Below are 10,972 nucleotides of genomic sequence, written 5' to 3' on the forward strand. Positions count from 1 at the left end.
TTTTCCCCACTTTTTCGCCGGGGTTCCCATTCCCCAATGTTGGGGAAACCCGCCCCGGTTGTTCAGCTACAACGGTGCGTCCGCCGACAGGCCCTGCAGGCGCCGATACTGCTTCAGGACGCTGGGCACATAACGCTGGGTTTCGGCGAACGGCGGGATCACCCCGCCACGGCTGAGCACGGCCTGGGGACCTGCGTTGTAGGCGGCCACGGCGAGGGCCATGTCGTTGTCGAACAGGGTCATCAAACGCTTGAGATAACGGGCGCCGCCCTGGATGTTGGCGTTGGGGTCGTAGACGTCGGTCACCCCCAGTTCCCGGGCGGTGTCGGGCATCAGCTGCATCAGGCCACCGGCACCCTTGGGCGACACCGCGCTGGGGTTGTAACCGGACTCGTTCTGGATCACCGCATGCAGCAGCGCGGCGGGCAGTTGATTGGCTTCGGCGGCCTTGGAAACCAGTTCGGCGTAAGGCCTGGCGGCAATCATCTGGGGCTGCTGATCGAGACTGACCACCGCCGCCTCGGGCTCGCGAATGACCTTTTCGTAGTGGCGGCCCGGGCGGTGGACGTTCGACAGAACGAAGTTGCCTTTGGCGTCGACCGAGACGAACACATCGGCCTGTGCGACGCCGCCCAGCAAGGTCAGGCCGAGCAATCCCGCGGTGAGAGTTTTCATTGTTCTACCTCCCCTGCCCGGCCTGAAAAATTGGGGGATATGCCCCAGTGACCGGTCGTTTATCAGCCATGAGCAAGCACTGTGCCGAAAGCGCAGAAGGCCGTAGGACGGGGGGTGCAGGAATGCGTCGAAGCCATTGCCGGTGCTGTGCATGGCAATTGCATAGACCCTTTCACGATCCTTCCTGCCGCTTGTGTGAGGTCATCATGAAACAGCGTCTTTCTTCCACCGCCCGCAGCTGTTCACCACGAAACCAGCGCGGGTTCACCCTCCTCGAACTGTTGGTGGTGCTGGTGGTGCTCGGGCTGTTGGCCGGCATCGTCGCGCCGAAATACTTCGCGCAGCTGGGCCGCTCCGAAGTGAAAGTGGCCAAGGCGCAAATAGAAGGCTTGGGCAAGGCCCTGGACCTGTATCGCCTGGAAGTCGGTCACTACCCGTCGACCGAACAGGGCTTGCAGGCGCTGGTCACCGCGCCCAGCGATGAAACCCACTGGACCGGTCCGTACCTGCAGAAAAAACTGCCGCTGGATCCATGGGGCCGTGCCTATACCTACCGCTACCCTGGCGAGCACAGCGAGTACGACCTGCTGTCCCTGGGCAAGGACGGCCAGGCCGGCGGTGAAGGCGAAAACGCCGAAGTTTCCAACTGGCAATAACGGATATGGCGACCATGCGTTTTCACCTCAAAGCGGTCGGCAAGGCCGGTGTGGTTTCCATGACCGTCGAAGCACCCGGTCACAGCGAAGCCCGGCGCATTGCCGAGGACCAGGGCCTGCGGGTGGTCAGCCTGCGCGCCGAACGACATTGGCGCGCCTTGGGCCTCAAGCAGCGCGAAACCTTCAATCTGGTGCTGTTCAGCCAGGAACTGACCACGCTGCTCAATGCCGGCCTGCCGTTGATCGATGCGCTGGAAAGCCTGGCGGAAAAGGAAAGCGCGCCCCAGGCCCGCAAAACCCTGAGCGAACTGGTGCGCCTGCTGTATGAAGGCAAATCCTTCTCCCAGGCCTTGGGGCAGTTGTCGGCGGTGTTCCCTCCTTTGTATGTGGCGCTGGTGCAGTCCAGCGAAAAGACCGGAGCCGTGGGTGATGCGCTGGGGCGTTATGTCAGCTATCGCCAGCGCATGGACGAGGTAAGGCAGAAGATCGTCAGTGCGTCGATCTACCCGATGCTGCTGCTGATTGTCGGCGGTGGCGTGGTGTTGTTTCTGATGGGTTACGTGGTGCCGCGCTTCAGCCTGGTGTTCGAAGGGTTGGGGGAAAATCTGCCGTGGATGTCGCAGATCCTGATGAGCAGCGGCATGTTCCTGCATGCCCACCAGGGCGAGTTTTTCGGCGCCTTTGCGGCGTTCATCGTCGCCATTGCCCTGCTATCCCGACAACCGTCGTTTCGTCGGGGTGTGGACCGGCTGATCGAGAAAGTCCCGGCGGTTCACCAGCGCATCTTCATGTATGAACTGGCGCGCTTCTACCGGTCGCTGGGGATTCTGCTGCAAGGCGGTATTCCTCTGGTGACCGCCATGGGCATGGTGCGCAACCTGCTGACCCCCGCCTCCCGCACGCGTCTGGACCAGGCCTGCGAGCGGGTGCGCGAGGGGCACTCGCTGTCGGCTGCGCTGGAACTCAATCACCTGGTGACCCCGGTGTCCCTGCGCCTGCTTCGTGCGGGCGAGCAGTCCGGCAACCTGGGGCAAATGATGGAGCGCAGCGCCGACTTCTACGACGAAGAAATCAGCCGCTGGATCGAATGGTTCGTGCGGCTGTTCGAACCCTTGCTCATGACCTTCATCGGCCTGCTCATCGGGGTCATCGTGATCCTGATGTACATCCCGATCTTCGAACTGGCCTCGAGCATCCACTGACCCTGCTGCACAAAGGTCGACCTGTGCGCTGCACGGTTTTACGTTGTACCCGAAGAAGAAAACGGAGAACGACATGCACTTCAACAAGCTTGTACTTGCAGTAGCTATTGGCGCAGTTTTGTCGGCGTCTACCGTATTGATTCCGGACAGTGTGTCTGACGTGTCGACTGCCCATGCCAAGGAGGGAGGTGGTGGGCATGGGGGTGGGGGCGGGGGCGGTGGGGGCGGTGGGGGCGGTGGCGGCGGTGGCGGCGGCGGTGGTGGCGGTGGCGGCGGCGGCGGCGGCGGCGGTCATGGTGGCGGCGGCAATGGCGGCGGTCACGGCGGCAGTGGCGGTGGAAGCGGCGGCAGTGGCGGAAGCGGCCATGGTGGTAGTAGTGGCGGCAGCAGCGGCAGTGGCCATGGCGGCAGCGACCACTCCGGCGGCACCGCCTCGAACTCCGGCCGCAGCGGCACCCACTCCGAACCCGGGGACGACCGCGGGGTTCATCGCTCAGGTGACGACAACGGCGTACATCGTTCCGGCGACGACAACGGCACCCACCGCGCCAATGAAGTCGGCGACGACCGCGGCCTGCACGCCGGCGGCGAACCGGGGGACGACAAACGCAGCAACTGATTCACCCAATCCTAAATGTGGGAGCGGGCTTGCTCGCGAAAGCGGTGTGTCAGGCACCATCAATGTCGAATGTGCCGACCTCTTCGCGAGCAAGCCCGCTCCCACAGTGATCTCGGTTGTCAGCAAATTCTTCATCCACACACGGGACCTGTAGGAGCAAGGCTTGCCCGCGAAGGCGGTGTGTCAGACAACATCAATGTTGAATGTGCCGGCCTCTTCTCGGGCAAGCCCGCTCCCACAATGATTGTGGTTGTCTGCAAATTATTCATTTACACACCGAACCTGTGGGAGCGGGCTTGCTCGCGAAAGCGGAGTGTCAGTCACCATCAATGCCAAATGTGCCGACCTCTTCGCGGGCAAGCCCGCTCCCACAGTGATCGAGGTGTTCCCGGATTTTGTGATCAACACATAACCTTGTGGGAGCGGGCTTGCCCGCGATGACGGAGTGTCAGGCACCATCAATGTCGAATGTGCCGGCCTCTTCGCGGGCAAGCGTCGCTCCGGTGTTTACAGCTCGCATTCAGCCTGATTCAGCCGCTCCCGCAAAAACTCGATCAACGCCTGAACAGGCCGCGATGATTGCCGGTGTTGCGGGTAAACCGCCGACAGGGTCAAAGGCTCAGGTCGGAAATCGTCCAGCACCGGCACCAGCCTGCCCTCCCTCAACGCCGCACCGACGATAAAGGTCGGCAGATAAGTGATGCCCATCCCGGCCACCGCCGCATCCTTGAGCAACTCGCCATTGTTGACCCGCATGCGCCCGGTGACGTTCACCACCATCGGCTTGCCCGGCCCGGCGAAGCGCCATTGCACCTGGCGGCCGTGGCCGTAAGGCAGGCAGTCATGGTCATGCAGGTCTTCGGGTTTGAGCGGCGTACCACGCTCAGCCAGATAAGCAGGACTGGCGCAGTACACACGTTCGATCGATGCAATGCGCCGGGCAATCAGCGTCGAATCTTCCAGCGTGCCAATTCGCAACGCCAGGTCATAACCCTCACCAAGCAGATCCACCGGCCGATCACTCAAATCCACTTCCACCGTGACATCCCTATACCGCTGCAAAAACAACGGCAGCAGACACCCGAGATGCGCCAGTGCAAACGACAGCGGCGCACTGACGCGGATAGTCCCTCGCGGCTCCGTGGTCTGCCCGGCAATCCCCTGCTCCACCTGCTCGACTTCACCCAACAAACGCAAAGCCGATTCGTAATAACTCTGCCCCAACGGCGTGACGTCCAGTCGCCGCGTCGAGCGGTTGAGCAACCTCACACCCAACCGCTCTTCGAGCTGCATCAGCCGACGGCTGACGAATTGCTTGGACAGGCCCAGTTGATCAGCGGCGGCGGTGAAGCTGCCGGAGTCCATGACCTGGCAAAAGATACGCATGTCTTCGAACGGGTTCATTGTCACACCTTGGTTGACAGTCAAACGCTTTATAGCGGCTTTTTCTCATTCGGGCACCTCATTAATCTGCACACATCGGCTCAGAACACGAGCTGCCAACCAACAGACTAAAAGGAATTACCCGATGAACATCGTCCAGAAAACCCTGACCACCACCCTGCTCGCTTTCGCTGTCGGCAACGCTTTTGCCGCGGGCAGCCCGGGCGTGGAGCACAACACTCAGGCCTTCCTCGAAGCCCTCGCCGCAGGTGGCGGCAAGCCCCTCGAACAGCTGAACCCGAAAGACGCCCGTGCGGTGCTGACCGGTGCCCAGGCGTCGGTGAAGGTGGACTTGTCCGGTGTCGAAGTCAGTGACCGTGCGATCAAGGTCGGCGAGCAGGCCATCAACCTGAAAATCGTCCGCCCTGCCAAGGTCAAGGGTGAGTTGCCGGTGTTCATGTTCTTCCACGGTGGCGGCTGGGTGCTGGGTGACTTCCCGACTCACCAGCGCCTGATTCGCGACCTGGTGGTGGAGTCTGGTGCCGTTGCGGTGTACGTCGACTACACGCCGTCGCCGGAAGCGCACTACCCGACTGCGATCAACCAGGCCTACGCCGCGACCCGCTGGGTGGCCGAGCATGGACGGGAAATCGGTGTCGACGGCAAGCGCCTGGCGGTGGCCGGCAACAGCGTCGGCGGCAACATGGCGGCGGTGGTGGCGTTGATGGCCAAGGAACAGAACTTCCCAGCCCTGCGCTTTCAACTGCTGATGTGGCCGGTGACCAACGCCGGGTTCGACAACGGCTCGTACCAGCAATTTGCCGAGGGCCATTTCCTGACCAAAGGCATGATGCAGTGGTTCTGGGACAACTACACCACCAACCCGGGCGACCGCGCCCAGATTCACGCCTCGCCGCTCAAGGCCAGCGCCGAACAGCTCAAGGGCCTGCCCGCCGCACTGGTGCAGACCGCCGAGTTCGACGTGTTGCGTGACGAAGGCGAAGGCTATGCCCGCCACCTCGACGCGGCCGGCGTGCCGGTGACCTCGGTGCGCTACAACGGGATGATCCACGACTTCGGCCTGCTCAACCCGCTGAGCCAGATTCCGGCGGTGAAAGCGGCAGTACGCCAGGCGGGGCTGGAGCTCAAGACACATCTGAAACCCTGAAAACAAAAGATCGCAGCCTGACAACAGGCTGCGATCTTTTTAGCGTTTCCTGTAGGAGCGAGCATGCTCGCGATGGTCGTAAACGATAACGCTGGGTGCCTGACACCCCGTGTTGTTCTTGAGTCCATCGCGAGCGTGCTCGCTCCTACAGAGGCTGTGCCGAACGCGGTATTTTGAACGGCACATTCACCGGTTGGCTTATTTAGCGGTAAAGGTGGTGTAGCTGTTGATCAGGTTGCGGTAGTTCGGGATGCGCTCGGACAGCAGGTTGGCCAGGCCTTCCATGTCGTTGCGCCAGTCGCCTTGCAGCTCGCAGGCTACCGAGAACCAGTTCAGCAGTTGAGCACCGGCGGCCGACATGCGTGCCCAGGCAGCCTGTTGCACGGTGGTGTTGAAGGTGCCGGAAGCGTCGGTCACCACGAACACGTCGAAACCTTCGGCCAGGGCCGACAGAGTCGGGAACGCTACGCAAACGTCAGTCACCACACCTGCGATGATCAGTTGCTTGCGGCCGGTGGCCTTGATGGCCTTGACGAAATCTTCGTTGTCCCAGGCGTTGATCTGGCCAGGACGGGCAATGAACGGCGCATCCGGGAATTGGGCTTTCAGTTCCGGCACGATCGGGCCGTTCGGACCGCTGTCGAAGCTGGTGGTCAGAATGGTCGGCAGGTTGAAGAACTTGGCGATGTCGCCCAGGGCCAGCACGTTGTTCTTGAATTCGTTGGGCGAGAAATCCTGCACCAGCGAGATCAGACCGGTCTGGTGATCGACCAGCAGTACGACGGCATCATCTTTGTTCAGGCGCTTGTAAGGAACGTTGCTCATTGGAAAAACTCCTTGGTGGATGATTATTGCGTGTCACGCCGACGCAAGAGCGCCGGCGTTTTGGTTATGCATCAGAAAGCAAAGCAGGAGCAGCCGAACGCGCCCCAGAAACCGGCGAAATCGCTGACCGGCGCGTTCGACAGGCGCGCCCGCTCATGGCTGTGGGAATGCACCGCACACGGACCGCTGCACTGGTGAACCTGAGCCTGCATCGGTGAGTTCGGCCGCCAGTGACCTGGCACCTTCACCACCGGCGACCAGTCCGGCAGCACCGGCACGCTGGCAGGTCCCAGCTTCTCGAAATCACCCGCGGCGTATACGACCTTGCCGCCAACCACCGTCAGCACCGACTCGATCCACTTGATCGCTTCTTCGTCGACGCTGAAAAAGTCCGCGCTCAGTGTCGCCACGTCTGCCAGCTGCCCGACCTTGATCTGGCCCTTCTTGCCCTGTTCGGAAGAGAACCAGGCACTGCCGTGGGTGAACAGTTCCAGCGCGGTCTGGCGGGACAGACCTTCGGCGTGCAGTTCCAGGCCACCGACGGTACGACCGCTGACCATCCAGTACAGCGAGGTCCACGGGTTGTAGCTCGAGACCCGCGTCGCGTCAGTACCGGCGCCTACCGGCACACCTTCGGCCAGCATGCGCTTGATCGGCGGTGTGGCTTCGGCGGCCTTGGCGCCGTAACGTTCGACAAAGTATTCGCCCTGGAACGCCATGCGGTCCTGAATCGCGATGCCGCCGCCCAGCGCCCTCACCCGCTCGATGTTCTGCGGGGTGATGGTTTCGGCGTGGTCGAAGAACCACGGCAGGCCGTTGAACGGAATGTCGCGGTTGACCTTCTCGAACACGTCGAGCATGCGGCTGATGGATTCGTTGTAGGTGGCGTGCAGACGGAACGGCCAGCGCTGTTCGACCAGATGGCGGACCACCGGCTCCAGTTCGTCTTCCATGGTTTGCGGCAGGTCCGGACGCGGTTCGAGGAAGTCTTCGAAGTCCGCCGCCGAGAACACCAGCATTTCCCCGGCGCCGTTGTGCCGCAGGAAGTCGTCGCCCTGGTGCAGGCTGACGCTGCTGGTCCAGTTCTTGAAGTCGGTGAGTTCTTCCTTGGGCTTCTGGGTGAACAGGTTGTAGGCGATGCGCACGGTCAGTTGCTGGTCCTTGGCCAACTGCTCGATCACCTGGTAATCGTCCGGATAGTTCTGGAAACCGCCGCCGGCATCGATGGCGCTGGTCAGGCCCAGGCGATTGAGTTCGCGCATGAACTGGCGGGTCGAGTTGACCTGATATTCCAGCGGCAGCTTCGGCCCCTTGGCCAGGGTCGAATACAGGATCATCGCGTTGGGACGCGCCACCAGCATGCCGGTGGGGTTGCCGTTGGCATCACGGACGATCTCGCCACCCGGCGGGTTCGGCGTGTCGCGGGTATAACCGGCCACACGCAGCGCGGCACGGTTGAGCAAGGCACGGTCGTACAAGTGCAGGACGAACACCGGGGTGTCCGGTGCGGCCTGGTTGAGTTCGTCCAGCGTCGGCATGCGCTTTTCGGCGAACTGGAATTCGTTCCAGCCACCCACCACTCGTACCCACTGCGGGGTCGGTGTGCGGTCGGCCTGCTCCTTGAGCATGCGCAGTGCATCGGCCAGCGACGGCACGCCTTCCCAGCGCAGTTCCAGGTTGTAGTTCAGGCCACCACGGATCAGGTGCAGGTGCGAGTCGTTCAGGCCAGGGATCACGCAACGACCCTTGAGGTCGATCACCTGAGTGCCCGAGCCGCGCAGGGCCATGGCTTCGGCATCGCTGCCGACCGCGACGAAGCGACCCTCGCGAATGGCCACGGCGCTGGCGTGCGGATTTTCCCGGTCAACGGTATGGAACTGGCCATTGAACAAAATCAGATCGGCGTTCATCGCGTTTCCTTAAGGCTGAGTGGAATGGGATTGGCCGGCTTCCAGCCACGGCGTAAAAAGCCGCGTGGCCATCGGCATGAAGACGTACACCACCGACAGCACGATGGTCAGGGTGATCAGGAACGTGGCGACCACGTAGCTGGACAGAAAGGCATTGAGCGATAGCAGCGGCCCCCAGATCAGTGGCACCAGCAAGGTGTGCGGCAGGATCACCAGCAGCGTCACCACGGCCTGTTTCCAGCGCGGCGGTGGCGATGCCGCGTCGGCCAGCGGGGCGAACCAGAATTCGTTGACCGGATTGACTTCGGTCTGGTCGCCGTCGGCCAGCATCGGCGCGGCTTCGTCGACCAGCGCCTGGCGCTGCGGCGAATCGAGCCAGCGCTGCATCGCCTCGGTGGAACAGAAGCGTAGTACACAGGTGAACAGGTGCAGACCCGCCTGCTTGCCACGGACCACATCCACCCCCAAATGCCCCTCGCTCTGCCCCGCCACCTTGACGATGTTGCGCAGCCAGGCTTCATAAGGCGCTTCAAACCCGGCCTTGATCCGGTGTTTGACGATCAGGGTGACGACTTCGCCAGCTCCGGGGCTGGTCGGTTCAAGTCGATTGAAATCAGACATACGCAAGGCTCCGGCAAATCGAGTAGTGAGATTGCCGGGGTGGGGGGAGAAAAAATTGGATGTACGTGCTCTTTTTCAGAAGCGGGGTCTGTGGATCGACATAGCCCCTTGTGGGAGCGAGCCTGCTCGCGATAGCTGTAGGTCAGGCAGTGACAGTGCCGAGTGGGAAAAAGCTCGCGAGCAGGCTCCCACAATTGGCCGGGGTGCCATCTGAGGGAATGATTTGACTGGAAGGCCGCCTTCGCGAGCAAGCCCGCTCCCACAATTGGATCGAGTCCAGTCTGAAAAACGGGTTGAATGTCAGGCCGCCATCGCGGGCAAGCCCGCTCCCACAGTGATCGAGCTGCTCCCGGATTTTGTGATCAACACATAACCCTGTGGGAGCGGGCTTGCCCGCGATGGCGGTGGGTCAGGCGCTGCCGGAGGTGTCCAGCGGTGCGGACATGAACTGGCTGATGCGCGAGCGCAGCCAGCGTTCGGCCGGGTCGTTGTCGTGGACGCCGCTCCAGGCCATGGACAGCTGCGCGGCTTCGATCTCGAAGGGCGGGTCTTCGGCGCGCAGGCCGCAGCCTTCGACCAAGGCGCAGGCGGCGTAATCCGGCACGGTGGCGATCATCTCGGTACCCGCCAGCAATGCCCGCAGGCCACTGAACTGCGGCACGCCCAATACCACCTTGCGGCAGCGTCCGACCTTGGCCAGGTCCAGATCGATATTGCCGCTCAAGTCCCCGGAGAACGACACCATCGCATGGGGCCGCGCGCAGTATTCGTCCAGCGTCAGCGTCCCCGGCCGAGCATCACCGCGCAGCACCTTGCACGGAATGTCCCGCAGCTTCTTGCGCTTGGCATTGGCCGGCAACTCCGTGGTGTAACTCACCCCCACGGAGATCTCCCCGGACGCCAGCAACGCCGGCATCAACAGGTAATTGGCGCGGCGCACCACGACCACAATCCCCGGCGCCTCCTCCTGCAACTGACGCAACAACGGCGGAAAAAGGCCGAACTCGGCATCGTCCGACAGCCCGATGCGGAACACATCGTTGCTGGTCGTCGGATCGAACTCCTTGGCCCGGCTGACCGCGCCGGAAATCACATCCATCGCCGGCTGCAGTTCCTTGAGGATCGCCAGCGCCCGCCCCGTCGGTTCCATGCCACGCCCCTGGCGCAACAGCAGCGGATCATCGAACAGGTCACGCAACCGACCAAGCGCGGCGCTGACCGCCGGCTGGCCCATGAACAGTTTTTCCGCAACGCGGGTGAGGTTTTTCTCGAACATCAGCGCTTCGAAAATCACCAGCAGGTTCATGTCGACGCGACGCAGATCATTTCGATTCACAGGCACGGGTTCCTTGTGTCAGGCCAGGTACGGGGAGCGATTGTGGCTGACTTTACCCAAGACTTCCCGCGACGGGCGAGGAATTAACAACGTTTAACTCGCAAGCCAGAGCGTCCGGCTTCAAAAATGAGGTCTACCGATACGGACCTTTGCCATGGCTCAATTACAGCAAAACGCCGTCCTCGCGACAGTCGCAGATTCCCTGAAGAAGAACGCCGGCGGCCTCAGCCCGCAACGTGAGCGACTGGTCAAACAACTGATTCTCGAGCGCCTCGGCGACCCACTCGAAGTAACCGAACTGGCCCTCGCCTGTTCGTTGTCGCGCAGTCATTTTTCCCGCGCCTTCAAATGCAGCACCGGCCTCTCGCCCCAGGACTGGATCCGTCAGCAACGCATCGCCCGGGCCAAGCTGTTGATCCAGCACACGGACCTGAGCCTCACGCAGATCAGCCTGGAATGCGGCTTCTGCGATCAGGCGCATTTCTGCCACATGTTCACCCGCAGCGAAGGCATCAACCCGTTTGCCTGGCGCTGCCGGACAGTGCGCAGAAATGCCCACGCAACCCTGTAGGAGCGA

Annotated in this window: 11 protein-coding genes; 5 read left to right on the forward strand and 6 right to left on the reverse strand. The window is 62.2% G+C overall.

Features of this window, described 5'->3' with window-relative positions:
- Window positions 1–66 precede the first annotated feature (66 nt).
- The gene (locus K9857_RS16930; RefSeq protein ID WP_224537639.1) at window positions 67–675 is read right to left on the reverse strand and encodes a lytic transglycosylase domain-containing protein; all 609 of its coding nucleotides are present in this window, start codon (window positions 673–675) and stop codon (window positions 67–69) included.
- 206 nt (window positions 676–881) lie between these two features.
- Between K9857_RS16930 and gspG the strand changes: the two genes are divergently transcribed.
- The 3 genes from gspG to K9857_RS16945 all read left to right on the forward strand — a co-directional run bounded on the left by gspG (window position 882) and on the right by K9857_RS16945 (window position 3,152).
- Window positions 882–1,331 (forward strand): type II secretion system major pseudopilin GspG, encoded by a 450-nt coding sequence (gspG, locus tag K9857_RS16935; RefSeq protein WP_224537641.1) that lies wholly within the window; start codon window positions 882–884, stop codon window positions 1,329–1,331.
- Between the two features lie 14 nt (window positions 1,332–1,345).
- Window positions 1,346–2,533 carry a type II secretion system F family protein gene (locus K9857_RS16940; protein ID WP_224537642.1) on the forward strand — a complete coding sequence of 396 codons (1,188 nt, stop codon included), beginning with the start codon at window positions 1,346–1,348 and terminating at the stop codon, window positions 2,531–2,533.
- Window positions 2,534–2,606: 73 nt separating this feature from the next.
- Window positions 2,607–3,152, forward strand: a complete 546-nt coding sequence (locus tag K9857_RS16945) for a hypothetical protein (RefSeq protein ID WP_224537644.1) — start codon at window positions 2,607–2,609, stop codon at window positions 3,150–3,152.
- A 507-nt stretch (window positions 3,153–3,659) separates the two neighbouring features.
- Here the strand turns inward: K9857_RS16945 and K9857_RS16950 are convergent.
- Entirely contained in the window at window positions 3,660–4,556 is an 897-nt protein-coding gene (locus K9857_RS16950) for a LysR family transcriptional regulator (RefSeq protein ID WP_224537645.1), read from the reverse strand.
- Between the two features lie 124 nt (window positions 4,557–4,680).
- Between K9857_RS16950 and K9857_RS16955 the strand changes: the two genes are divergently transcribed.
- Window positions 4,681–5,703, forward strand: coding sequence for an alpha/beta hydrolase (locus K9857_RS16955; RefSeq protein ID WP_224537647.1), 1,023 nt, complete (start codon window positions 4,681–4,683; stop codon window positions 5,701–5,703).
- A 198-nt stretch (window positions 5,704–5,901) separates the two neighbouring features.
- Here K9857_RS16955 and ycaC read toward each other — a convergent pair whose 3' ends face one another.
- The 4 genes from ycaC to K9857_RS16975 form a co-directional block, all read right to left on the reverse strand.
- Window positions 5,902–6,528 (reverse strand): isochorismate family cysteine hydrolase YcaC, encoded by a 627-nt coding sequence (ycaC, locus tag K9857_RS16960; RefSeq protein WP_175377473.1) that lies wholly within the window; start codon window positions 6,526–6,528, stop codon window positions 5,902–5,904.
- 71 nt (window positions 6,529–6,599) lie between these two features.
- Complete coding sequence (locus K9857_RS16965; protein ID WP_224537649.1) at window positions 6,600–8,438, reverse strand: amidohydrolase; 1,839 nt, start codon at window positions 8,436–8,438, stop codon at window positions 6,600–6,602.
- 9 nt (window positions 8,439–8,447) lie between these two features.
- The gene (locus K9857_RS16970) at window positions 8,448–9,059 is read right to left on the reverse strand and encodes an antibiotic biosynthesis monooxygenase (protein ID WP_224537651.1); all 612 of its coding nucleotides are present in this window, start codon (window positions 9,057–9,059) and stop codon (window positions 8,448–8,450) included.
- A gap of 409 nt (window positions 9,060–9,468) precedes the next feature.
- Window positions 9,469–10,395: a LysR family transcriptional regulator gene (locus K9857_RS16975; protein ID WP_224537652.1), complete on the reverse strand. Its 927-nt coding sequence runs from the start codon at window positions 10,393–10,395 to the stop codon at window positions 9,469–9,471.
- A gap of 154 nt (window positions 10,396–10,549) precedes the next feature.
- Here K9857_RS16975 and K9857_RS16980 point away from each other — a divergent pair, with 154 nt between their 5' ends.
- Window positions 10,550–10,966: a helix-turn-helix domain-containing protein gene (locus K9857_RS16980; RefSeq protein WP_224537654.1), complete on the forward strand. Its 417-nt coding sequence runs from the start codon at window positions 10,550–10,552 to the stop codon at window positions 10,964–10,966.
- The last annotated feature ends 6 nt before the right edge of the window (window positions 10,967–10,972 follow it).

Origin of the sequence: Pseudomonas sp. REP124, from assembly GCF_020164475.1 — a bacterium.
GTDB lineage: Bacteria > Pseudomonadota > Gammaproteobacteria > Pseudomonadales > Pseudomonadaceae > Aquipseudomonas.